Source organism: Chryseobacterium sp. Marseille-Q8038, from assembly GCF_965111995.1.
The window spans coordinates 1,966,855-1,990,465 of the sequence record NZ_CBCOPN010000002.1 but is presented as its reverse complement, the minus strand read 5'-3'; the positions used below and the strand labels follow the sequence as shown (position 1 = coordinate 1,990,465).

Here is a 23,611-nt window from a genome sequence, read left to right as displayed (position 1 = left end):
GTTGTTTTTTTATGCTTTCACAAGCTTAAGTTGGTATTTGTACTCCTGAAAGCATAAATTTTCCAATATTAACAACCTTTCATGCAAAATAAAAAAATCTACAACACGAAATGTATCGTCTTTTTCAGCATTAAAAAGGATATGATTAAGGTGTTTTCTAGCTACAATTTATTAAAATTATCAAATGAAATACCATTTTTGACAAGAAATTAATAAGCATTTACCTCACATCACTTAAAAGCATGAGCTTGTGTTTTTAAGCATGCAAAATTATTGATCTCAACGAAAAAGCATCTATCTTCTGATACGCAATATTACTCATGCGTAATTTAAACTTAAAACACTCAAATGAGATTCATGTTTATTCAATAAAAAAGAGAGCTATAAAGGCTCTCTTTTGATCTTATATACGATAATACTATTAATTTTCTTTCAGTTTGGCGATTATATCTTCACCTCCTTTTGTAATATCACCAATCTTGCAGATGATCTCAGTATCCAATGGCAGGAATACATCCATTCTGGAACCGAATTTAATAAACCCGAACTCATGCCCGGCTTTTGCTTTATCACCTTCGTTACAGTAGAAAACGATTCTTCTTGCCACATATCCGGCAATCTGTCTGAAGACTACTTTATGATTGGTCATCGTTTGTATGGCTACCGTAGTTCTTTCATTCTCCGTAGAAGACTTTTCATGCCATGCTACCAGATATTTTCCCGGGTGATATTTTTTATAAATCACTTCTCCCGAAACCGGATACCTGCAGATGTGAACATTCAATGGAGACATGAAAATAGAAACCTGGATGGCTTTTCCTTTTATAAATTCATCTTCATCCACTTCTTTGATCATTACCACTTTTCCGTCTACCGGAGCTATTACGTTTTCTTTGTGATCAAGGATATTACGATCCGGAACTCTGAAGAACCAGAAAACTAAACCGTAAATAACCAACAAAGGCATAATGATCACCAGTGACCATATTTCAAGGAAATAAATTGCTAACGCACCCAGAATAATAAAAAGCAGGGTTGCAACGGTAATCGTTCCTTTTGATTCTCTATGTAATTTCATGAGACTAAATAAATTTTTCTAAAATAAAGTACAAATATACGACAGGAACGCAGATAATAAAACTATCCAGTCTGTCTAAAACTCCACCATGGCCAGGAATGATGTTTCCACTGTCTTTTACACCGAAATTTCTTTTCAATTGGCTTTCTACCAAATCTCCCAAAGGAGCAAAGGCAGCAACCAGAAATCCTACAATCATCCAGTTTCCTCTCAGCTCAGGCTGATAATGTTCAATAAAATAAGACAGAACCAATGTAAGAATTACACCTCCGGCATATCCTTCCCATGTTTTTTTAGGAGAAATTTTAGGCGCCATTTTATGTTTACCGAAAAACTTCCCTACCAGATACGCAAAGGTATCACTACTCCAGATCAGGATAAACAGAAACAGAACCTCCAGGGAGAAACCGTCTGTATAGCTGGAGAACTTTGGAAGTCCTAATGCAAAACTAAACGGCAGAGCTACATAAATAACGGTAAAAATGAGTTTCCCACTATCAAAGTATAATTCGTTAGGATATTTGAATAAAGTAACCACAGCAATCCCAATAAGCGCCAGTGCCAGTATTTCACTAAGCCTGAAATCAAAAAAGAAATCGTGACTAAAATATCTTTTGGAAAAAATATAGAAAATAAACATGACTAATGGGAATACCACCCATTTTTCATATCCGTTTCCAAATTTCATGATTTTGACACATTCCCAGGTTCCCACAATCAGCAACAGACTCATTAAGCCATAAAAAAGATACTGCTGTTTAATGAGACCAGGTACAATACTGTTCAGCAGCTGTGCTCCCAACGGAGTAGAACAAAGAATAATGACGGCTACATACACTATCCCTGATACGGTTCTTTGAATGAGGTTTTTGTCCAAAATTTAAAATTTAGAAGTGGTTGCTTAATCTTCAAGCAGCAATAAAAACAGTTTTGTATTGGCATTGGAAGAACTGTCCATTTTTGACTGGCTTCCGCTGATGGAAGTAAGGTTCTTGATATTTCCGTTTCTTTTTATTTTCCCCATTGCATCATTCAGGTTGTTCACAATCTGAGAAACATTGGCAATGATAATAATTTTGTCAGGAAGCCTTGACGAATGATAATGAAGGATATTATTATGGGAAAGCATGATTCTGCCATCATAGGCAATCAGGTATTCACAAGTAATGAATGCGGCCTCATTAGAAGACTGCAGTTCTGAAGTATAAGTAGACTTCACAACGTTTAAAAAGTTCTGAAGTTCTTTATCCCAACAGAAAAGGTTTTTAATACCTTCTATTTTGATAATTTGATTTAAAGTTTGTAGAGCTTCCGCTTCATCTGCACAATAATTAAAAAATCCCCCCGAATGCGTAAATAATTGCGCAAACTTATAGTCAAGATCCGCATTTTTCAGCGAATCCCCAAGCTTCTCCAGGCTCTGTTTGTCCTCCTCTTCAGGCTGGTTGGTAAGTTTGCTTACAATCCTCTTGAATAAATTCAACTTAATCTATTTTTAGTCAACTTTATACAAAAATAGAAAATAAATTACAATAGTGTCCAAAATATCTCTTCAAATATGAAAAAACCTGACAATTTTGCAGTTGTCAGGTTTTTGTTAATTCTATTTTTTAGAGTCTTAAAGCTGTGTTGGGCTTTCTGGAGCCTGAATTTCGCTTTCTTCTTCTTTTTCTTTGATCTGAGGTGTTTCCTCTGCTATTGGCTGATCTTTTTCAGGAATAGTATTGGTAACAGGTTTCTCTGTCAATTCAGGATCCCATGCTCTCTTACCGAATATTTCTTCTAAGTCTTCACGGAAGATCACTTCTTTTTCCAACAATTTATTTGCCAGAGCATCCAGTTTATCTTTATTTTCTTCAAGAATTCTTACTGCTCTTTCGTACTGGTTTTCGATAATCAATTTGATCTCTGCATCAATTTTGGTAGCTGTTTCTTCAGAATAAGGCTTTCCGAATGAGTATTCAGACTGTCCTGAACTGTCATAGTAAGAAATATTACCGATATTCGGACTTAATCCGTAGATTGTTACCATAGCCTGAGCTCTCTTCGTTACTGTTTCAAGATCAGAAAGTGCTCCTGTAGAGATATTGTTGAAGATCACCTGCTCTGCAGCTCTACCTCCCAATGTTGCACACATTTCGTCCAGCATTTGCTCAGTAGTGGTAAGCTGTCTTTCTTCCGGAAGATACCATGCTGCCCCTAAAGAACGTCCTCTTGGAACAATTGTTACTTTTAGAAGTGGTGATGCATGTTCTACTAACCAGGAAATTGTAGCGTGACCTGCTTCATGATAAGCAACTCTTCTCTTTTCAGATGGTTTGATGGCCATATTTTTCTTCTCAAGTCCACCGATAATTCTGTCTACCGCATCCAGGAAGTCCTGTTTTGTAACAGAAGTATGGTTATATCTTGCTGCGATTAATGCTGCTTCATTACAAACATTAGCAATATCTGCCCCACTGAATCCAGGAGTTTGTTTTGCTAAGAAATCTCTATCTACATTATCATCAAGCTTGATCTTTTTCAAGTGAACATCAAAGATCTGTCTTCTTTCGTGAAGTTCCGGAAGATCCACATAGATAGAACGGTCAAAACGACCTGCTCTCATTAATGCTTTATCAAGAATATCCGCTCTGTTGGTAGCCGCCATTACAATGACATTGACATCTGTTCCGAAACCGTCCATTTCGGTAAGAAGCTGGTTCAATGTATTTTCTCTTTCGTCGTTTCCGCCAGAGAAATTATTCTTTCCTCTTGCACGTCCGATAGCATCAATCTCATCAATGAAGATGATCGCCGGAGATTTTGCTTTAGCCTGAGCAAAAAGATCTCTTACTCTGGAAGCTCCTACCCCAACAAACATTTCAACGAAATCTGATCCTGAAAGGGAGAAGAACGGAACTTTAGCTTCACCTGCAACAGCTTTTGCCAATAAGGTTTTACCTGTTCCCGGAGGGCCTACCAAAAGAACTCCTTTAGGAATTTTACCTCCCAGTTTTGTATATTTTTCAGAGTTTTTCAAGAAATCTACTACTTCCTGAACTTCTTCTTTAGCACCTTCCAATCCTGCAACATCTTTAAATGTTACCTGAATTCTTTCTTTTTCGTCGAAAAGTTTTGCTTTAGATTTTCCGATAGAGAAGATTTGTCCGCCAGGACCTCCGCCTCCGCCCATCTTTCTGAAAAGAAGGAAGTAGAATAATCCTAAAATAGAAATCCAAACCAGCGCAGGAATTAAAATATCCATTAATGCGCTTTTTCCAGTACCGTAATCTTTAGTTGTTTTAATAACCGGATTGCTGGCTTTGACCTGCTCAAATTTCTGAAGGAAAAGTTGAAGGTCTCCATATTTTACAGAAAAATCTGCTTTAGGAGCCATGTCCAGGACGGAAAGTGGGTTGTTTTCTTTTCCGGCTTTGGACACCATTGCCGATTTTGCTTCTTTTGTTAGGAAAACATCCGCTTTCTCTATGTCTTTGTATATAATTATATTCTGGACTTTGCCCGCCTGCATTTCTCTAAAGAAACCATCTTCATCAATAGATTTTGCAGTATCGCCCCCAAGGAAATTGGAGCCAAAGAACAGCAAAAGAGCTATGATTGCAATAGGAAAGAACCAGTTGAATCCTTTATTATTCATTTAGACTTTTTAAAATTTTTATTATTCATTTTCAATTTTGGTAATGACTGCGTCACCCCAAAGCTCTTCTATATCATAGTACTCACGTACCTGTTTTTGGAATATATGAACCACCACTGAAACGTAATCCACCAATACCCACATCGCATTTTCAGTACCTTCTACGTGCCAAGGTCTGTCCTGCAGTTCGTTTCTTACTTTTTTCTCTACACTTCCTGCTAATGCAGCTACCTGTGTATTTGAGTTTCCGCTACATATCACGAACGTTTCTGCTACGGAGTTTTCGATGTTGGAAAGATCAAAGATCATAATGTCTTCTCCTTTTACATCCTGGATAGCTTCAACGATTTTATCTATTAACGCTTGTTTTTCTGCTGTTTTATTCATTAAAAAAATACTATAATCTGCAAATTTATTGTTTTTTCTTTACTTTAACCTTACTTTTACCCTCCTAATGTCTTAAATTTTTCTTAAATGAGCCAACTCTTCTATCTGAAAGAATGTTCTTCTACTAATGACGAAATATCAAAGTTTTTACTTTACGGAAATTCAAATTTTATTGGGCTTCATACTTTTAATCAAACTAAAGGCCGTGGTCAGTATGGAAATGTTTGGACTCAGACTGCCGGAAAAAACCTGGCTTATACGCTGGCAGTGAGTACTCAGAACATCCTGTGCTCCGACTTTATATTCAATTATTATACCGCAATGGTGATCCGGGATTTCCTTGCCAAATTGTCTGACTCTGAGGTAAAAATCAAATGGCCGAATGATATCATCCTTAAAGGTAAAAAAATCGTTGGAATTTTAATAGAAAAGAAAAAAATTAATCAAAATAATTATTTCATCATAGGAGCCGGAATCAATATTCTTCAGGAAGATTTTGATACAATATCGAATGCGGGATCACTTCTGACCCAGACGGGAATACAATTTGACCTTGAAGAACTGGCTTTAAATCTCCATGAATATCTGTCTGAAAAACTAAAAAACATTCCTTCTGATCAGGAAATTCTGGATGGGTTTAATAAAAATCTTTTCAAAAAAGATCAGGTATCTGTCTTTGAAATTGAAAAAGAGCGACAAAATGGCATTATCCGAAATGCAGACGAGAAGGGTGAACTCTGGATCGAACTGGAAGACGGAATGCATTCCTTTTATCACAAGGAAGTAAAATTACTTTACTGATTGGCTCTTTTGATATAAAGGTAAAGAGTAAGCGGAAGGAATACCAGATTGGGCAGCCACATCGCTACAGCCGGAGACAAACTTTTATTTTCTGAAACTACTTTTAAAGCTTCAAATGAAAACACGAAAATAAAGGCCAATGAAATTCCTATTGCCAGGTTAACTCCCAATCCTCCTCTTTTCTTTTGTGATGACAGAGAAAGAGCCAGGAAAGTAAGAATAATAATGGAAACAGGCATCGATGTTCTTTGGTGAAGCTCATTCAGATAGGAATTCAGGTTACTGTTTCCTCTTGCCTTTTCTCTTTCAATAAATTTCAGGAGTTCCGGTGTGGTTTTATTTTGCCCCAAAAGTTCATTAGGAAAAAGTTCTTCCGGTGAATGACCGTAATTTTTTCTTAATTCTATTCCGTTTCCTAGTTTTTCGGTATTGTCTTTATTGATTGTTTTTTCAAGATAATTATTAAGAACAAACTGTTTTTTTGTTTTATCCCAATATACTTCGCTTGCTTTCAGCTCGTAGGTCATTTTTCTGTCTTTATCATATTTCTGATAGACAAAACTCGATCCTCTTTTTTCTCTTTTATTCCATGAATCAACGAAAATATATTCCGTTTTACTCAGCTGTGAAGAAGCGGGTGCTGTTCCTAAAATCTTTTCTTTATTGGCTGCATTATAGGTATAAGCTTCCAGTTCATTTTTCTTGATATTGGCCCATGGCAGCACCATATGATACACCACAAGAGCAATCAATCCAATAAAAATAGAGGTAACCAGATAAGGTTTGGAAAACCTGTGAAAACTGGCTCCACTACTGATAATAGCAACAATTTCAGTATTATTTGCCATCCTGGAGGTAAAATAAATTACCGAAATAAATACCAGAATGGAAAGGAAAGTCACTACAAGATTGATGATCCAGAAGGGATAAAAATGGATAAGGAAATAGGTCAGATCCAGTTTCGGATCAATGGCCTTCGCATTTTCTATCCTTGGAATCTTTTGCTGAACATCAATGACCAATACGACTATAGACAATAATACCAACATGAAACTAAAAGTTCCAAGGTATTTTTTAATGATATATCTGTCTACAATTTTAAGCATATTTTCTTACAGTCTTTGTCTAAGAATTGGTACTACAGAGTTTTTCCATTCATAAAAATCTCCTGCAACAATATGTTCTCTGGCTACTTTTACTAAATCCAGGTAGAATGCAAGATTATGAATCGAAGCAATCTGTTTTGCCAGATATTCTTTGGATACAAACAGGTGGCGAAGATACGCTTTTGAATATTCACGATCCACAAAACTGGTTCCGAATTCGTCCAAAGGCGAAAAATCGCGCTTCCATTTCTCATTTTTAAGGTTCATCACCCCTTGCCATGTGAAAAGCATTGCATTTCTTGCATTTCTTGTTGGCATTACACAATCCATCATATCAATTCCCAGCCCGATGGATTCAAGAATATTCCATGGAGTTCCTACTCCCATCAGATATCTTGGTTTTTCTTTTGGAAGAATGTCTGTTACTTCATCTGTAATTCTGTACATTTCTTCTTCAGGTTCTCCAACAGAAAGTCCTCCAATAGCATTTCCTTCTGCTCCTGCTTCAGAAATTACTTCTGCAGAAATTTTTCTAAGATCGGAATAGGTAGATCCCTGAACAATTGGGAAAAGTCTTTGTTTATACCCGTATAATTCAGGGTTATCATTCGTCCATTCAATACATCTTTTCAGCCAACGGTGTGTAAGCTCCATAGATGATTTTGCCTGGTTGTAATCACAAGGATAAGGAGTACATTCATCAAAAGCCATAAAAATATCGGCTCCGATCTGTCTTTGAATCTCCATTGATCTTTCCGGAGAGAACATATGGTAACTACCGTCGATGTGAGATTTGAATCTCGCACCTTCTTCTGTCATCTTTCTGTTGCTCGCCAGTGAAAACACCTGAAAACCTCCGGAATCGGTAAGGATTGGAAGATCCCAGTTCATGAATTTATGTAAACCACCTGCATCCTGCATCGTCTCCATTCCGGGACGAAGGTATAGGTGATAAGTATTTCCCAGAATAATCTGAGCTTTAATGTCTTCTTTTAATTCTCTCTGATGAACTGTTTTCACACTTGCTACAGTTCCCACAGGCATAAAAATAGGAGTTTGAATCTTCCCGTGATCTGTGGTAATTTCCCCTGCTCTGGCTTTTCCTTCAGAGGTTTTTTCTATATTAAAAAATTTCATCTCTATACTTTTTTAAAACACTGTTTTACCAGTGATTCTTGTAGGGCAGAAACTTCCGGGTAATTTTACCTTACGACAGGCATTACAACACCATTTTGTTTCAATCTATCCTTTATGTATTTATCTGCTTTGGGATCTTTTTTCAGCAATATTTCCTGTGCATCATTGGTAATCCCATCCATTTCTTCTTTAATCACATAGTATTTGAAACTGTCTACAAAGTCATCAGATTTTACTTTATGAGACTTCAGCACAGCTCTTGTACCTGCTTCCATATTTTTATCAGGATATACAAAGATAGCCTGATCATTGATCGCAAGATCGGCAATAATTTCTGCCATCATTTCTTTATCGATCAGATTTTTAGGCTTATCAATATAATCGCCGCACGAAAACAGTCCCAGCAAAACGAAAATAAAGATTAGCTTTTTCATCAGTTTCATAATCTGTTGATGATTGATTTCCATTTTAAGTTCAGTACTCCAAAAACGGCTTCATGGATAATTCCTCCGTTCATTTTGCTTTCTCCTAAAATTCTGTTGGTAAATATAATAGGAACTTCTACAATTCTAAAACCTTTTTTAAATGCTCTGAATTTCATTTCTATCTGAAACCCATAGCCTTTTAATTTCACATTATCCAATCCTATTTCCTCCAATACTTTTCTTGAAAAACAAACAAATCCTGCTGTCGTATCATGAATAGGAAGTCCCAGTACAAACCTTACATATTTTGAGGCAAAGTAAGACAATAATACTCTTCCCATTGGCCAGTTCACCACATTCACTCCTTTTGAGTAACGGGAACCAATGGCCATATCTGCATTTTTACAGGCTTCAAAAAGTTTCGGAAGATCATTCGGGTTATGTGAGAAATCGGCATCCATCTCGAAAATATAATCATATTTATTTTCAATTGCCCATTTAAAACCATGAATATATGCCTTTCCCAAGCCATCTTTCACATGTCTTATCGAGAGGTGAAGATAATGCGGATTTTTCTTCTGCAACTCTTTTACAATCTCTGCAGTTCCATCCGGAGAAGAATCATCTACCACTAAGATATGAAAGTCGTCCTCCAATGCAAAAACTGCGGAAATAATATTTTCAATATTTTCCTTTTCGTTGTATGTTGGGATGATGACGAGTTTTTTCATTTCAGTTTGCAAAGATAGTTTATTTAACCTTTTTATTTTATACAAAATAATCTATAATTTTGCAAAAATATTTCTCAGGGATTAAGCGGATGAAACAGAAACTTTTATTCGATAGATCTGAACACTCTGTAAAATCTGTGAGAGCAAATATTTTAACTGCAAATTCACGAATCAGGTGACAGGAAAATCTGTGCCGTATTGTGTTATATGAAGTTAAATAATAAATAAAAAACTTAAATTTTGCCATCATCACAACACTTTGTCAATCACGTAAGAATACCTGAGAATAATGACTGGGTAATTTTTATCCTCGTGGGCTGTATATTCTTGTATGTTTTTATGATGAACGTCATAGAAAGGGATGCCAGTCTCAAAGATTTTCTGCTTCAGAAATATTTTGATGCGAGCAATAACCTTCCCAGCTGGATTATCACCTCATGTGTAACCACCCTTACACTGTCCGTCTTAATTTCACAATACGTTCCTATTGTCCCGAAATATATTGCGGATCTTCAGCTTTTTGGATATCAGCTTAATAAATTTGGGTATACTTTGCTGGCAGTGCTGTTTTTTTATTTAATAAAATCAACATTAGGTTTTTTATTTTATCAAAGTATAGGGGATGGAAAAAAATGGACTATTTTTTATTTTACCTCCACAAAATTTTATTTCATTCTTTCATTTTTGCTAATAATTCTTTGTGTAGCCCATTATTACTTCCCGATAGACAGAAATAAAATGTTTTTATATTATTTCTGCTTCTTCGCTTTTGTATTCATTTTCAAAGTTTTTTTCTATTTATTTCACAAGAACAAGATTCTTCCCGAGAAATGGTATTATAAATTTTTGTATATTTGCACCCTCCAAATCGCACCATTATTATTGCTTTGGAAGTTGTTATTTTTTTAATAAATGTCAATGATGAGAATAAAGTCTATATTGGTTTCTCAACCAGCGCCTAGTGAGTCTTCTCCATATTTGGATATAGCGAAGAAGGAAAAAATAAAGATTGATTTCCGTCCATTTATCCACGTCGAAGGGGTTGACAATAAAGAGCTCAGAACACAGAAAATAGATCTGACGCAGTATACCGGTATTATTTTTACCAGTAAAAATGCGATTGACCATTACTTCAGACTAGCAGAGGAATTGCGTTTCGCTGTTCCGGATACAATGAGATACATCTGTCAGTCGGAAGCAATTGCCAACTACCTTCAAAAGCATATTGTGTACAGAAAAAGAAAAATCAGCTTTGGGGAGAAAAACTTCTCAGACCTGCTTCCTCTTTTCAAAAAATTCCCAACTGAAAAATATCTGCTGCCCTCTTCAGATGTTTTAAGTCCGGATATTGTAAAAACCATGGATGCATCTAATGTAGACTGGACAAGAGCAATTATGTACCGTACCGTATGCAGCGACCTTACAGATATCAATGTCAAAGATTATGACATGCTGATTTTCTTCAGCCCACAGGGTATCAAATCGTTACAACAAAACTTCCCTGGCTTCAAGCAGGATGAAACAAAGATCGGAGTTTTCGGAAACACGACTTTGGCAGCCGCAGAAGAAGCAGGATTAAAAGTAGATTTAATGGCCCCTACGAAGGAAACGCCTTCTATGACAATGGCCCTTGAAAAGTATATTAAAGCACTTCATAAATAGTCTTTAATTATAAAAATACGATCAACCATCTTTCCTTTATTGAAAAGATGGTTTTTTTTTGCTAAAGTTGAACAAAAATTAATATTGAATTAAATATCCTCCAAACTTATATAATAAAAAATTCACAACACAAGCTACAACCTATTGTCATTGTATGACATACAATACTTTTGTATATTTGAAAAAAACTAGAAACCAGAAACAACAGAAAAATATGAGAAAATTATTATCTTATTTATTTCTCTTTGCAATTGTACTTGTAAATGCACAAAACAATGATTGTTCAGGAGCAATCACCCTAAATGTTGGAGCAAATTTTGCTTCAGGGGCTATTATTTCTACCAATGTAGGAGCAACCACAGATGGAGCTACTCCATCCTGTAATTCTTATGCTGTAGAAAATGTTTGGTTCAAAGCTGTTGTACCAGCAAGCGGCAAACTTAAAATTGAAATCCGGGAAGCTCCAGGTTCTTCATTTAATGATCCTGTATTAAGTGTTTATAGCGGAACGTGTGGCTCTTTAACTCAGATTGCCTGTGATGATGACTCAGGCGTAAGCGAATATTCATTGATATCACTTACCAACCAAACTCCTGGCAGCACATTATATATAAGTGTATGGAAGAAGTCTTATATAAGTATGGGCAATGGACAATTTAAGATTTCAGCGTATGACCCTGTACAGCCTGCCAATGACAACTGCTCAGCAGCAACACCCTTAACTCTAGGAAACAACTTTGCATCAGGAGCCATCACTGTTACCAATTTAGGAGCAACCACAGATGGAGCTATTCCATCCTGCAACGCATATGCCATTGACAATATATGGTTTACAGCTATAGTCCCTCCAAGTGGAAATCTTACTATAGAAACTCAAAAGGCTCCAGGCTCAGAACTGAATAATACGACACTCAGTATTTACAGTGGAACTTGTAGCTCTTTAACTCAAATTGCTTGTGATAGCAGCAGCGGGCTATACTTTTTCTCTAAAATCACTTTAACAGGTCAAACTCCCGGCACTAAACTATATATAAGTGCCTGGAAATATGTTTCAAATGCTATTAATGCGCCATTTCAGATTTCAGCGTTTGACCCATTACTAGTCATAAATGATAACTGCTCAGGAGCAACACCTTTAACGGTTGGAACCAACTTCACTTCAAGCGCTATCACTTCTACGAATATAGGAGCAACTGCAGATAGCAGTACACCTTCTTGCCGACCAATGGCCGGTAATAATGTATGGTTTAAGGCTATTGTTCCTCCAAGCGGAAATCTGGCTATAGAAACACGCCAAGCTCCAGGCTCTTTATTTAATAGTTCAACACTTAATGTTTATAGCGGCACCTGTGGTTCTTTAACCGAAATTGCTTGTAATAAGTATAGTGGACAAAGTGGTTTCTCCTTGATCTATCTAACCGGGCAGACTCCAGGTGCTACTTTATATATAAGTGTATGGAAGATTCAATCAAGTTCTGATGATGGAAAATTTCAGGTTGCAGCTTATGAGTATACACCTCCAGCTAATGACAATTGCTCAGGAGCAACTCCTTTAGTCGTTGGAACTAACTTTGCTTCAGGAGTTATCACTTCCACCAACTCAGGAACAACCACAAACAATACAGCCCCTCCCTGTCGACCAAGCGCCAGTAACAACGTATGGTTCAAGGCTGTTATTCCTCCAAGTGGAAATCTTGCCATAGAAACACGACCAGTTTCAGGTTCGGAAGTTTATGACACTGTACTCAGTGTTTATAATGGGGCTTGTGGCTCATTGACAGAAATTGCTTGTGATGATGATACAGGAACAGGTTATTTCTCTCTCATGTATCTAACAGGACAAACTCCCGGCGCAACATTATACATCAATGTTTGGAATTATAGTGTAGATGCGGATTATGGAGAATTTAGAGTTTCAGCCTATGAATTTACTCCACCCGCCAATGATAACTGCTCAGGAGCTACTCCTTTAACTGTTGCAAGTGATTTTGCATCCGGAGCAATTACTACCAGTAACGCAGGGGCAACTACAGATGGTAATGATCCTTCCTGCTGGTACGATACTGCTGACAATATCTGGTTTACAGTCGTTGTACCTCCAAGCGGAACCCTTACCATAGAAACCAAAGGAGTTACAGGTTCTCCATTTACGGACTCGGTGCTTGCTGCTTATAGCGGAGGTTGTGGTTCTTTAACAGAAATTGCGTGTAATAACAATGACCAAAACGCTTTCTCTAAAATCAATCTAACCGGCCAAACCCCTGGTGCTATTCTGCACATCAGCGTATGGAAATCCAAAAAAGATGAGGCCAATGGAAACTTTCAAATCTCAGCATATGATAGTTCTGTACTATCCACTCATCAAGCTTTTAAGGACAATGAAAAAATTCAGGTATCACCGAATCCATTTACAGATCTGGTAACTATTTCAGATATTTCAAATGTAAGGTCCATCTCTATTACAGATATTTCTGGAAAGCAGATAAGAACTATTAAAAACCCTTCTTCTCCACTTCATCTCGGAGATCTGAATACCGGAATATATTTTATTTCTCTAAAAATGAAAGATGGAAGCATAAAAACAATTAAAACTATAAAAAAGTAATCCGTCTTACAATAATAATAAGAAAGGCTATCAAATTGTAGATAGCCTTTCTTATATTTGAACAAGAATTAACATTGAATATAGCGTGCCTTTAATATTCGGGACGCAAATAACTAAAAATATAGGATGAAAGCTCCACAGGCAAAAAAAATAGAAAAAATATTAGAAACCCACGGCGATAAAAGAACCGATAATTACTTTTGGCTGAATGAAAGGGAAAACCCTGAAGTCATCAAATATATTGAGGAAGAAAATGCCTACGAAGAATTCATCATGAAAGATACGGAAGCCCTTCAGGAAGAGCTTTTTGAAGAGATGAAAGCCCGTTATAAAAAGGATGATGAATCTCTACCTTACTTTTTTAATGAGTACTGGTATATTGTACGTTATGAAGAAGGTAAGGAATATCCTATTTTCTGCAGAAAACACAAAAGTCTTGACAACGAAGAAGAGATTGTACTTGACGTTAATATTCTGGCAGGAGGCAAAGAATTTTTTGAAGTAGGAAGCGTAGCAGTAAGCCCCAATAATGAGCTGGCTTCTTTTTCTTCAGATGATGTGGGAAGAAGAATTTATACTCTTAACTTCAAGAGCCTAAAGACAGGTGAAATTCTTACAGACACAATTCTGAATACAACAGGAAAAGCAGTTTGGGCAAATGATAATCAGCATGTCTTTTATATTAGAAAAGATAAGAGTCTGCGTGCATTCCAGGTATACAGGCACCAGCTGGGAACAGATTCTGCAGACGATGTATTGATCTTCCACGAAGAGGATGATACTTTTGATGTGAATGTATTTAAAACAAAATCTTTACAGTATATTTTCATTGCAAGTTCAAGTACAATTTCTGATGAGCACCGCTTTATCCCTTCTGATAATGTATTTGAAGAATGGAAGGTAATTCAGCCCAGAATAGATGATCTTGAGTATTCTGTAGAGCATTATGAAGATGAATTTTACATCATTACCAATGCTGATGATGCGATCAATTTCAAAATTGTAAAAACGAAGATTGACAACTGCAGTATGGAAAATTGGGTGGATGTTATCCCTCACCGTGCAGAAGTTCTACTGGAAGGCTTTGAAATTTTCAAAGATTATCTTGTTCTTGAGGAAAGAGAAAGAGGGTTACTTCAGATCAAAATTATTGATGAGAAGACCCAGGAATCTTATTATTTACCTTTCTCCGATCCTACTTATACAGCTTATATCGGAATCAATCTGGAATTTGATACAGAGATTCTACGTTATGGCTACACCTCTCTTACACAGCCGAGTTCCACCTATGAATATAATATGAAGGACAAAACCACGAAGCTTCTGAAACAACAGGAAGTGCTGGGTGGAAAGTTTTTCCCTGAAAATTATATTTCAGAAAGAATCTGGGCAGACTCCAGAGATGGAGAAGTAAAAGTTCCTATTTCTTTAGTATATCATAAAGACACCAAAAAATCAGCAGATACCCCACTTCTGTTATATGGATATGGAAGTTATGGACATACTGTTGATGCCAGTTTTTCAAATGTAAGACTATCCTTGCTTGACAGAGGTTTTATTTACGCAATCGTTCACATCCGTGGTGGAGAATATCTGGGAAGAGAATGGTATGAGGATGGGAAAATGCTGTTCAAGAAAAATACATTCTTCGATTTTATTGATGCAGGAAAGCATTTAATTAAGGAAAATTATACTTCATCAAGACACATGTATGCAATGGGAGGAAGTGCAGGCGGTCTGTTGGTAGGAGCTGTGGTTAATTACGAACCTCAGTTATTCAATGGAATTGTAGCACAAGTCCCTTTCGTAGACGTTGTGAGCACCATGCTGGATGATACAATTCCTTTAACAACAGGAGAATATGATGAATGGGGAAATCCAAATGATGAGGAATATTATCATTATATGAAAGACTACTCTCCTTATGATAATGTGGAAGCTAAAGATTACCCGCACATGCTCATCACTACAGGATTCCATGACTCTCAGGTACAGTACTGGGAACCTGCAAAATGGACAGCAAAACTAAGAGAATTAAAGACAGACGACAATATTTTAGTCTTTAAAACGGATATGAGCTCAGGACACGGAGGAGCAAGTGGAAGATTTGAGTCTCTGAAAGAAGATGCATTGGAGTATGCTTTTCTATTAAAGATAAATGATAATTCATAAATGATCAATGATGAATAGCCAAGATTACAATACAATTTTCTGGCTATCAGAATTATTAAAGAATTATCAGGACTTCCCTATAACGAAGCTTTTTCAGTTATTAGAAAGCAGATATTCCGATCTTCCACTTCCATGGCTGCTAATTATAGAGCGATGTGCAGGGCAAGATCTAAAGCCGAAAGATTTTCAAAAATATCCATAGTGATAGAAGAAACTGATGAAACTTTATTTTGGCTTGAAATGCTGGAAGAACTGGAATATGTTCAAAAAGAATTTTTAACAGATATAAAAGCAAAAACAGAGGAGATACTGAAAGTAACTTCCTCATACAGAAAAATGCTAAAGGAGTAACTTTATCATTTATCAATCATTATTTATCATTTATAAAATTATGATCAACGAATCCGAATATTGGAAAAAGATAGAACAGTTCTTCGAAGACAATTTTCAGACTGAGAAGAATCCGCCCATTGAAACCCTTTTATTTCTGATAGGGCTACAGGAGCTGGGAAGCGGCCAGCAAAAATATACGAAAGAGGATAAAGTAAATCTGATTCATATTGCAGTATGCAGGTTGCTTGAGCCTTTTGGATATTATAAATTCACGCATTATGAAGACGGATGGCCACAGTTTGAAAGTCTGGAAGAACTTCCGGAATTAAGACCCAATGAGCAGACCCTTCTTATGAAAAAGGCAATTATTCAGTATTTCCAAGAAGAAGAGCTTTTATAAAGGCTGGAAGTTTGAAGAATGAAGCAGGAAGTTAATCCTGTTGATAAATAAAAAGAGGGTTTTCCATTGGAAAATCCTCTTTTTTATAAATAAGTATTTTTTAACCTGTTCAAATTCATCCAATCAATTCATCCAATTGATTCAGCCCCATTTTAAATCCTTCTTCAAATCCCATATCCATAAGCTTTTTCATAATTTCAGGAGAATGATAGTGAATATTGATGGTTACTTTAGTTCCTTCTTCTATTCCGGTAAAACCGATCAGCCATTTTGACCTTGGAAAATCTTCATTGATATTCCCTTCTTTATCAGCGAAAGCACTCAGCCAGTCAAGGCTTCTGTGTTCCATTATCTCCCCATATTGAGTTTTAGAATACATAGGTCCTTTTTCTCCGTTTGGGCCTGCCATTGCATACATCCAGATTCCTCCTTCCTTGAAATCCTGACTTATCGTCTCGCATTTCCATGGTTTGGGACCCCACCATTGATCCAGTAATTCAGCCTGGGTAAAATAGTTCCACACTGTTGAAACATCAGTTTTATAAATCTTCATGACATAAGTACTTGCTGCATCAAAATCTTTGTTGAAAATGATATTAGATTCCATAAATATTTATTTTTAATAAAGTTAGCACTTTATTTATAGAAAGGGACTTTTCATATGACAACTAAAGGATAATTCATAAATAATTGTTAAAAAACACTCTTTTAAGAGAAAAAAAACAATTTTTTGGCTCGTTTTTTGTTTATGTACTCTTAAAACAATTAATTTTAACATTCATTTTTCCAAAACCTATATAATTAAATAATGAATAACAAATTCATCCCAATAATTTCAGTGTTTATGACGATCTCACTGATTGTCTTTGTAACGCTCCAATTTTATTGGTTGAAAGGCTATTACGGCGTACTGGAACAGGATTTTTCAAATAAAGTGTATGCAGTTTTGGAAAGTACTTCAAAAAGTATTGAAGAAATTGAGGCTGACAAATACCTGAATCAGGATTATAAAGATTTCAGGAAAAATATTCTTGCCAACAGCAAACAGCCATCTTTAACCACCATCCAGCAGGTGGCGGATTCCGGTACTCAGAGACAGATTATCTATTCTAAAAATATTATTGAAAAAACACAGCTTCCCATTTCCCAGAAAGGAGATTCTATTAAGCTGACCACTTTATATACAGATGAAGCCGCCTATAAAATAAAAAGAGATACTACCAATCGCGAACTTCTGACGCAAGATATCAATCAGGAGATTGAGACAGGAGATTACTCGATGAAAGAATTCGTCAAAGTATATGGAAACAACCTTCCTATTACTAAAAGAGTGGATCCGAAAACACTGGACTCTGTTATTGCAAAAGAACTTAAAATACGAGGTATAACAGCCAAATTCGGGTATGGAGTTCTGGACAGCAACAATAAGCTTACAAGCATTGCCAATAAGGCTTACAAAGAGAAAAAAGACAGTAATACCTACAGCTTTCCTCTTTTTGCCGATAAGAAAAATACGTTATACAGCCTCGCCTTAGTATTCCCTAAAAAAGAATATTCCCTTGCGATGAACAACTGGCCAATGCTTCTGGGAACATTCCTATCTCTTCTTACGATTCTTGGGATTTACATTATTTCCATCAATTATATGATGAGGCAGAAGAAACTTGCTGAAGTAAAAACAGACTTCATCAACAATATGTCCCATGAGTTTAAAACACCATTGGCAACCATTTCTGTGGCTACGGATTCATTAGCTAATGACAAAATAGCCACCAATCCGGATAAGGTAAAATATTACTCCGAACTGATCAAGCAGGAGAACTTAAGGATGAAAAAGCAGGTGGAAAACGTACTCAATATGTCTAAGCTTGAAAGGAATGAAGTAGAATTATTCTTAAAAGAAACCAATGTAAGGGAATTGATCAAAAGAACAACAGAATCTTTCAATCTGATTGTACAGCAAAGAAACGGTTCTCTTACTCAGAAATTCAATGCCACTCATTATAATTTTAAAATAGACGAGTTCCATATCTCGAATATGCTGGTGAACTTACTGGACAATGCCAATAAATATTCTCCTGAAGCACCGGAAATACATGTGGAAACAAGAAACGAAGGACACTGGTATATCATTGAAATTTCCGACAAAGGAATGGGAATGGACACCCAGAATAAAACCAAAATTTTCGAAAAATTCTTCAGAGAAGAAACCGGAAATATTCACAACGTAAAAGGACAGGGATTAGGCCTTTCCTACGTTAAGAAAATTGTAGAACTGCACAAAGGACAGATTATCGTAGATTCTCATAAAGGAAAAGGAAGTATGTTTACGATAAAACTGCCGATGGGTTAGGAAATAAACGATGAATGATAAGTGATAAAAACATCAATTATCAATAATCATTTATCAATTATAAAAAAGGTTAAACCAAATATCAAAATATAGAAGATAGAGTGAGGAAGTTCATTCTTAATGTTAATTATTAATTATTAAAAGTTATGAGCAACAGAATATTATTAGTAGAGGACGATCAGAGTTTCGGGGCGGTGCTTAAAGATTATTTGACAATCAATAATTTTGAAGTAACTCTTGCCACTGATGGGGAGCAGGGACTTAAAGAATTTACAGAAAATGAATTCGATATCTGCATATTTGACGTAATGATGCCTAAAAAAGATGGGTTTTCATTAGCTGAAGATGTAAAAAAGATTGATAAAAATACACCCATCATATTCCTTACAGCAAGAAATATGAGAGAAGATATTTTGAAAGGATATCAGCTGGGCGCTGATGATTATATCACAAAACCATTTGATACTGAACTTCTTTTGTATAAAATCAAAGCAATTCTTCAGAGAAGTTCTACACTGGAAAATGAGGAGCAGGAGCAATTCAAAATCAGCAATATTTTCTTCGACTCTATGTTGAGACAGCTGAAAGTAGGTGATAAAGAATACAAACTTTCTCCTAAAGAAAATGAATTATTAAAACTTCTTTGCATCCATAGAAATGATTTCATGCCGAGAGATCTTGCGTTAAGAAAAATCTGGAAAAAAGAGAATTACTTTACAGCAAGAAGTATGGACGTATATATTGCGAAGCTTCGTAAATTATTAAAAGACGACGAAGGATTGGAAATTATCAACGTTCACGGAGAAGGATTTAGACTTTTGGTAAAAAATTAATCCAAAAATCAAATTATAAGTATAAAATTAGCAAAACAATTGAAAATGTTTTGCTAATTTTGTTTCATACCCATGGATATGAAGAATACATTTATAGGTTTGATCGCCGTATCACTATTAGCCGCCTCTTGTAAAAAGGATGAAAGAGCTACTTATTTAAAAGAAGAAGCCAACGCTGGCCAGCCCAACGTGGCCCTTAATACCTCCTCAAAAACAGCCCTGATGGATCAGGCAGGCATCCAATCCAGCCCTGCTCCTGCTCCGATGGCTACAGCTCCCGGAATGAATCCTCCACACGGACAACCTGGCCACCGATGCGATATTCCGGTAGGACAGCCGCTGAACAGTAAACCTGCCGGAGCTACTCCTACCACACAGAATGTAAACGTGAATGGAGCCAACACCATTCAAATTGATCCTAATGCAGTATCTCCAGGGAAAATTACCCTTGATAACAACGGAAAACAGGTAAAAACGGCTCCCGGAATGAATCCTCCTCACGGGCAACCGGGACACCGCTGTGATATTCCGGTAGGACAGCCTTTAAACAGCAAACCTGCTCCAGCTCCACAAGCTGCACAAAATGTAATTCAGACAACACCAGCGCCTGCTCCCGCACCAGCTGCACAGAATCTGGCAATGGGTGAAAAGCCCAAACTGAATCCGGCACATGGTGAGCCTTGGCACAGCTGTTCTCTAAAAGTTGGTGATCCTTTACCATAAATTTTGTATTTTTGCAGATATGAAGCTGTTTCACCTACTTGCAATAGTGTTTTGCCTGGGAGTCTTTTTGATTCCCAAGGATAACTTCTATGCACAAGGAATGCAGGAAACATGCTGTAAAGCAGAATCTTCCAAGAAAATGGACTGCTGCAAAAATCATTCTTCAAAAAAAGACAGCCAACATGATAAAACAAAATCATGTAATGATGACTGCTGCTCATCATGCGTTGCCTGCTATACTTTTATTGAAACGCCTTTCTCAAAAAATCTACGTTTGGAACTGTCTTATTACAAAGCGAATAAGAATCCTCAGTTCCAATATTCAGATCCATATCTTTCAGACCGTTTAAAGGAAATCTGGCAACCGCCTAAGGTAGGTTAATTAAAATATCACGAGTTCATTATACTATGTAATGAGCTGTTTTTTAATTAATTTAAACTTTTAAACAAAATGAAATCACCTATTTCCAGGTTTATACTTGGTGCATTATTCCTATTTACACAATTTATATCTGCTCAAACACTTTCAAAAAATCAGTTCAAAGTAAAAGGGAACTGTGAGATGTGTAAAACAAGAATTGAAAGTGCTGCCAAAAAAGCGGGTGCAAAAACAGCAGTTTACTCTGTTGATCTTCAAACCTTAACTGTAGAAACAGATAAGGTATCCACAGATGATATTCTGAAAAAAGTAGCTGAAGCAGGCCACGACAATGAGAAGTTCAAAGCTCCGGATACTGTTTATAATAGCCTTCCGGGATGTTGTCTGTATAGCAGAGATCTGCAGCCATCACAAGCGGAAGCCCATCACGAACACCATACAAATACTAATGTTTCTGATAAAAAAGAAAACGAATTCTATGTAAGGGGAAACTGTGCTTCATGTAAAGCCAGAATAGAAAAAGCATCAAAAGATGCCGGTGCAAATGCTGCAGAATGGAATGCAGAAAAACAAACGGTTACTTTAAATTTTGACCCGTCAAAAACCTCATCAGATAAAATTTTAAAAGCAATTGCTGATGCGGGTCATGACAATGAAAAATACAAAGCTTCAGATGCTGTTTATAATGGGCTTCCGGGATGCTGTCTGTACGACAGAGAGTTTACTTTTGGTGAACCTAATCCAAAGGTACATTATGAAGAAGAAGCAAAACATGAAGATCATAAAGATCATGAGGCCTCTTCAGCTAAAGAGGATCATTCCCAGCATGAAAAGAGCATTGACGGAGTGGTAGTAACAGGTTCTAAAGCAGCAACAGCTTTAAGTAAGAAAGAAGCCGGACTTGTTTTTAATATTGATAAGAAAGAGCTGTTAAAGGCTGCTTGCTGTAATCTGTCTGAAAGTTTCGAAACCAATGCAACGGTGGATGTATCTTTCAGTAATGCCGTTACAGGAACAAAACAGCTGAAAATGCTTGGCCTGGATCAAAAATACACCAGCCTAACGAAGGAACAGTTGCCTGAAATCAGAGGACTGGCTTCTGCATATGGACTCAACTTTATTCCGGGAAGATGGATTGAAAGTATCCAGCTTACTAAAGGTGGAAGTACTGTAACCAACGGTTATGAAAGTATCACGGGGCAGATTAATACTGAACTTTTAAAGAATGCAAAAACGCCTGAAACGTCACTGAACCTTTTTTCTGATTTCAACGGAAGAGCAGAAGTAAATATTACCAATGTGTCTCCTATCAATGATAAATGGTCACAGACTTTCCTTCTTCACGGAAACGGAACTTTCGGGAATACGGATATGAATCATGACGGTTTTCTGGACAGACCAAAAGGAACGCAGATCAACGCCGCTTATTTGCTGAATTATAATGATCTTGAAAAATCAGGATTCGGGTCTCATTTCGGAATTAATTTTATCAGAGATGAAAGAACTGCAGGACAGGTTGCTTTTGATAAAAAGCTTGGTCAGGACAAACAGCCTTTTTATGGGGTAGGAATTGATATCTCAAGGTTTCAGGTTTGGAATAAAACCGGATATGTTTTTAAAGGAAAACCTTACCAAAGTATCGGCTGGATGAACCAGTACGTTTATCATCAGCAGGATAGCTTCTTTGGATTAAGAAATTATGCGGGGCAGCAGCACACCTATTACTCCAATTTAATTTTTGAAAGCATCATCGGAAATACCAATCATAAGTATAAAGCAGGAGCAAGCTTCTTGTATGACGGTTATAAAGAAACGTATTTGATAGACGATATGAGAAGAAATGAAATTGTACCGGGTATTTTTGCTGAGTATACTTTAACGGGATTAAAATATACTTTAGTAGCAGGTTCAAGAGTCGATTTTCATAATCTCGCAGGAACTCAGTTTACACCAAGACTTAATTTTAAATATGATTTCACTCCTCAGACTATTTTAAGACTTTCTGCGGGAAGAGGATTCAGAACAGCCAATGTATTTGCGGAAAGCCAGCAGTATTTTGCATCGAACAGAGCTATCAATATTTTATCTAATGGAGGAAATATTTACGGCTTAAAACCTGAAATTGCATGGAACTATGGGGCAAGTTTACAGCAGGAATTTAAATTATTCGGAAGAAAATCCAGCATTGTTGCCGATTTCTTCAGAACAGATTTTCAGGATCAGGTATTGGTAGATTTAGACAAATCTCCTCAACAGTTGACATTTTATAATCTGGAAGGAAAGTCTTTTGCCAATTCATTCCAGACCCAATGGGATTTTATGCCCATAAAAAATCTTGAAGTAAGGCTGGCCTATAAATATTATGATGTACAGGCTGATTATATTGGGGGAAGAAGAGAAGTTCCTTTCATGGCAAAACACAGAGGTTTTGTGAATTTAGCGTATTCTACCAATAAAAATAACAATGGAGGATTCTGGAGTTTTGATACCACTTTAAACTGGGTTGGAAAACAGAGACTTCCTGATACATCAAGTAATCCGGCAGAGTTTCAGTTAGCAACATATTCTGAATCTTATGCCGTTCTGAACGCTCAGATCTCAAAAAATTTCAATAAAAAGATCAGAGCTTACGTAGGAGGAGAAAACCTGACTTCTTATTATCAGAAAAATGCGATTGTTGATTTTAAAAATCCTTTCGGAAATTATTTTGACGGCGGAATGGTATATGCACCCATTATGAAAGCTAACTTTTATGTGGGATTGGATGTGACGTTTTAAAAGCTGGAAGCTGGAAGAATGAAGCTTCCTTACAATAAAAAATCCGCTTCAATGAAGCGGATTTTTTA

Annotated in this window: 22 protein-coding genes; 12 read left to right on the top strand and 10 right to left on the bottom strand. The window is 36.5% G+C overall.

Translation table 11 applies throughout. From position 1 onward, the window contains the following. Positions 1 to 421: 421 nt before the first annotated feature. The 5 genes from ACWPWS_RS22985 to rsfS all read right to left on the bottom strand — a co-directional run bounded on the left by ACWPWS_RS22985 (position 422) and on the right by rsfS (position 5,105). Positions 422 to 1,078, bottom strand: a complete 657-nt coding sequence (locus tag ACWPWS_RS22985) for a phosphatidylserine decarboxylase family protein (RefSeq protein WP_209786295.1) — start codon at positions 1,076 to 1,078, stop codon at positions 422 to 424. Positions 1,079 to 1,082: 4 nt separating this feature from the next. After that, positions 1,083 to 1,955: a phosphatidate cytidylyltransferase gene (locus tag ACWPWS_RS22980; RefSeq protein ID WP_454048044.1), complete on the bottom strand. Its 873-nt coding sequence runs from the start codon at positions 1,953 to 1,955 to the stop codon at positions 1,083 to 1,085. A 24-nt stretch (positions 1,956 to 1,979) separates the two neighbouring features. Then, entirely contained in the window at positions 1,980 to 2,561 is a 582-nt protein-coding gene (locus ACWPWS_RS22975; protein WP_454048043.1) for an LUD domain-containing protein, read from the bottom strand. A 135-nt stretch (positions 2,562 to 2,696) separates the two neighbouring features. Beyond that, positions 2,697 to 4,718: an ATP-dependent zinc metalloprotease FtsH gene (ftsH, locus tag ACWPWS_RS22970; protein ID WP_209786297.1), complete on the bottom strand. Its 2,022-nt coding sequence runs from the start codon at positions 4,716 to 4,718 to the stop codon at positions 2,697 to 2,699. 21 nt (positions 4,719 to 4,739) lie between these two features. After that, positions 4,740 to 5,105, bottom strand: coding sequence for a ribosome silencing factor (gene rsfS, locus ACWPWS_RS22965; RefSeq protein ID WP_047376360.1), 366 nt, complete (start codon positions 5,103 to 5,105; stop codon positions 4,740 to 4,742). An 87-nt stretch (positions 5,106 to 5,192) separates the two neighbouring features. Here rsfS and ACWPWS_RS22960 point away from each other — a divergent pair, with 87 nt between their 5' ends. Further along, positions 5,193 to 5,906 carry a biotin--[acetyl-CoA-carboxylase] ligase gene (locus ACWPWS_RS22960; protein ID WP_454048042.1) on the top strand — a complete coding sequence of 238 codons (714 nt, stop codon included), beginning with the start codon at positions 5,193 to 5,195 and terminating at the stop codon, positions 5,904 to 5,906. Here ACWPWS_RS22960 and ACWPWS_RS22955 read toward each other — a convergent pair. The 4 genes from ACWPWS_RS22955 to ACWPWS_RS22940 all read right to left on the bottom strand — a co-directional run bounded on the left by ACWPWS_RS22955 (position 5,900) and on the right by ACWPWS_RS22940 (position 9,305). Then, complete coding sequence (locus tag ACWPWS_RS22955; protein WP_209786299.1) at positions 5,900 to 7,012, bottom strand: LptF/LptG family permease; 1,113 nt, start codon at positions 7,010 to 7,012, stop codon at positions 5,900 to 5,902. The two genes, ACWPWS_RS22960 and ACWPWS_RS22955, sit on opposite strands and share 7 nt — an antisense overlap. Before the next feature lie 6 nt (positions 7,013 to 7,018). After that, positions 7,019 to 8,149: a tRNA guanosine(34) transglycosylase Tgt gene (gene tgt, locus ACWPWS_RS22950; protein ID WP_454048041.1), complete on the bottom strand. Its 1,131-nt coding sequence runs from the start codon at positions 8,147 to 8,149 to the stop codon at positions 7,019 to 7,021. A gap of 65 nt (positions 8,150 to 8,214) precedes the next feature. After that, positions 8,215 to 8,583 carry a DUF4296 domain-containing protein gene (locus ACWPWS_RS22945; protein WP_454048040.1) on the bottom strand — a complete coding sequence of 123 codons (369 nt, stop codon included), beginning with the start codon at positions 8,581 to 8,583 and terminating at the stop codon, positions 8,215 to 8,217. 5 nt (positions 8,584 to 8,588) lie between these two features. Then, positions 8,589 to 9,305, bottom strand: coding sequence for a polyprenol monophosphomannose synthase (locus ACWPWS_RS22940; protein ID WP_105683176.1), 717 nt, complete (start codon positions 9,303 to 9,305; stop codon positions 8,589 to 8,591). 240 nt (positions 9,306 to 9,545) lie between these two features. Here ACWPWS_RS22940 and ACWPWS_RS22935 point away from each other — a divergent pair, with 240 nt between their 5' ends. The 6 genes from ACWPWS_RS22935 (at position 9,546) to ACWPWS_RS22910 (ending at position 16,477) form a co-directional block, all read left to right on the top strand. Then, positions 9,546 to 10,214 carry a DUF4271 domain-containing protein gene (locus ACWPWS_RS22935; RefSeq protein WP_454048039.1) on the top strand — a complete coding sequence of 223 codons (669 nt, stop codon included), beginning with the start codon at positions 9,546 to 9,548 and terminating at the stop codon, positions 10,212 to 10,214. A gap of 12 nt (positions 10,215 to 10,226) precedes the next feature. Continuing rightward, entirely contained in the window at positions 10,227 to 10,967 is a 741-nt protein-coding gene (locus tag ACWPWS_RS22930; protein ID WP_105683416.1) for a uroporphyrinogen-III synthase, read from the top strand. A gap of 214 nt (positions 10,968 to 11,181) precedes the next feature. Continuing rightward, on the top strand, positions 11,182 to 13,572 hold the full coding sequence (locus ACWPWS_RS22925; protein WP_454048038.1) for a T9SS type A sorting domain-containing protein: 2,391 nt from the start codon (positions 11,182 to 11,184) through the stop codon (positions 13,570 to 13,572). 126 nt (positions 13,573 to 13,698) lie between these two features. Then, a complete protein-coding gene (locus ACWPWS_RS22920) occupies positions 13,699 to 15,744 on the top strand; it encodes a S9 family peptidase (RefSeq protein ID WP_454048037.1) in 2,046 nt (681 codons plus the stop codon). A 39-nt stretch (positions 15,745 to 15,783) separates the two neighbouring features. Then, the gene (locus tag ACWPWS_RS22915) at positions 15,784 to 16,095 is read left to right on the top strand and encodes a four helix bundle protein (RefSeq protein ID WP_454048208.1); all 312 of its coding nucleotides are present in this window, start codon (positions 15,784 to 15,786) and stop codon (positions 16,093 to 16,095) included. 40 nt (positions 16,096 to 16,135) lie between these two features. Further along, positions 16,136 to 16,477: a hypothetical protein gene (locus ACWPWS_RS22910; RefSeq protein ID WP_454048036.1), complete on the top strand. Its 342-nt coding sequence runs from the start codon at positions 16,136 to 16,138 to the stop codon at positions 16,475 to 16,477. Positions 16,478 to 16,592: 115 nt separating this feature from the next. Here ACWPWS_RS22910 and ACWPWS_RS22905 read toward each other — a convergent pair whose 3' ends face one another. Next, positions 16,593 to 17,084 (bottom strand): SRPBCC family protein, encoded by a 492-nt coding sequence (locus ACWPWS_RS22905; RefSeq protein ID WP_454048035.1) that lies wholly within the window; start codon positions 17,082 to 17,084, stop codon positions 16,593 to 16,595. Between the two features lie 201 nt (positions 17,085 to 17,285). On the opposite strand from ACWPWS_RS22905, the gene ACWPWS_RS22900 reads away from it, so the two are divergent. The 5 genes from ACWPWS_RS22900 to ACWPWS_RS22880 all read left to right on the top strand — a co-directional run bounded on the left by ACWPWS_RS22900 (position 17,286) and on the right by ACWPWS_RS22880 (position 23,543). Next, positions 17,286 to 18,830 (top strand): sensor histidine kinase, encoded by a 1,545-nt coding sequence (locus ACWPWS_RS22900; RefSeq protein ID WP_454048034.1) that lies wholly within the window; start codon positions 17,286 to 17,288, stop codon positions 18,828 to 18,830. Positions 18,831 to 18,976: 146 nt separating this feature from the next. Next, complete coding sequence (locus ACWPWS_RS22895) at positions 18,977 to 19,663, top strand: response regulator transcription factor (RefSeq protein WP_002982671.1); 687 nt, start codon at positions 18,977 to 18,979, stop codon at positions 19,661 to 19,663. Positions 19,664 to 19,741: 78 nt separating this feature from the next. After that, complete coding sequence (locus ACWPWS_RS22890; protein ID WP_245169796.1) at positions 19,742 to 20,386, top strand: hypothetical protein; 645 nt, start codon at positions 19,742 to 19,744, stop codon at positions 20,384 to 20,386. A 19-nt stretch (positions 20,387 to 20,405) separates the two neighbouring features. Next, positions 20,406 to 20,768: a hypothetical protein gene (locus ACWPWS_RS22885; RefSeq protein WP_209786307.1), complete on the top strand. Its 363-nt coding sequence runs from the start codon at positions 20,406 to 20,408 to the stop codon at positions 20,766 to 20,768. 69 nt (positions 20,769 to 20,837) lie between these two features. Further along, entirely contained in the window at positions 20,838 to 23,543 is a 2,706-nt protein-coding gene (locus tag ACWPWS_RS22880; RefSeq protein ID WP_454048033.1) for a TonB-dependent receptor domain-containing protein, read from the top strand. Positions 23,544 to 23,611: the final 68 nt, after the last annotated feature.

Bases quoted from the DNA above. Each gene is read 5' to 3' on its own strand.
- tgt (WP_454048041.1), bottom strand. From the start codon at position 8,149: ATGAAATTTTTTAATATAGAAAAAACCTCTGAAGGAAAAGCCAGAGCA.
- ACWPWS_RS22955 (WP_209786299.1), bottom strand. From the start codon at position 7,012: ATGCTTAAAATTGTAGACAGATATATCATTAAAAAATACCTTGGAACT.
- ACWPWS_RS22900 (WP_454048034.1), top strand. From the start codon at position 17,286: ATGAATAACAAATTCATCCCAATAATTTCAGTGTTTATGACGATCTCA.
- ACWPWS_RS22880 (WP_454048033.1), top strand. From the start codon at position 20,838: ATGAAATCACCTATTTCCAGGTTTATACTTGGTGCATTATTCCTATTT.
- ACWPWS_RS22925 (WP_454048038.1), top strand. From the start codon at position 11,182: ATGAGAAAATTATTATCTTATTTATTTCTCTTTGCAATTGTACTTGTA.
- rsfS (WP_047376360.1), bottom strand. From the start codon at position 5,105: ATGAATAAAACAGCAGAAAAACAAGCGTTAATAGATAAAATCGTTGAA.
- ACWPWS_RS22985 (WP_209786295.1), bottom strand. From the start codon at position 1,078: ATGAAATTACATAGAGAATCAAAAGGAACGATTACCGTTGCAACCCTG.
- ACWPWS_RS22905 (WP_454048035.1), bottom strand. From the start codon at position 17,084: ATGGAATCTAATATCATTTTCAACAAAGATTTTGATGCAGCAAGTACT.
- ACWPWS_RS22940 (WP_105683176.1), bottom strand. From the start codon at position 9,305: ATGAAAAAACTCGTCATCATCCCAACATACAACGAAAAGGAAAATATT.
- ACWPWS_RS22945 (WP_454048040.1), bottom strand. From the start codon at position 8,583: ATGAAAAAGCTAATCTTTATTTTCGTTTTGCTGGGACTGTTTTCGTGC.
- ACWPWS_RS22910 (WP_454048036.1), top strand. From the start codon at position 16,136: ATGATCAACGAATCCGAATATTGGAAAAAGATAGAACAGTTCTTCGAA.
- ACWPWS_RS22890 (WP_245169796.1), top strand. From the start codon at position 19,742: ATGAAGAATACATTTATAGGTTTGATCGCCGTATCACTATTAGCCGCC.
- ACWPWS_RS22895 (WP_002982671.1), top strand. From the start codon at position 18,977: ATGAGCAACAGAATATTATTAGTAGAGGACGATCAGAGTTTCGGGGCG.
- ACWPWS_RS22960 (WP_454048042.1), top strand. From the start codon at position 5,193: ATGAGCCAACTCTTCTATCTGAAAGAATGTTCTTCTACTAATGACGAA.
- ACWPWS_RS22920 (WP_454048037.1), top strand. From the start codon at position 13,699: ATGAAAGCTCCACAGGCAAAAAAAATAGAAAAAATATTAGAAACCCAC.
- ACWPWS_RS22885 (WP_209786307.1), top strand. From the start codon at position 20,406: ATGAAGCTGTTTCACCTACTTGCAATAGTGTTTTGCCTGGGAGTCTTT.
- ftsH (WP_209786297.1), bottom strand. From the start codon at position 4,718: ATGAATAATAAAGGATTCAACTGGTTCTTTCCTATTGCAATCATAGCT.
- ACWPWS_RS22930 (WP_105683416.1), top strand. From the start codon at position 10,227: ATGAGAATAAAGTCTATATTGGTTTCTCAACCAGCGCCTAGTGAGTCT.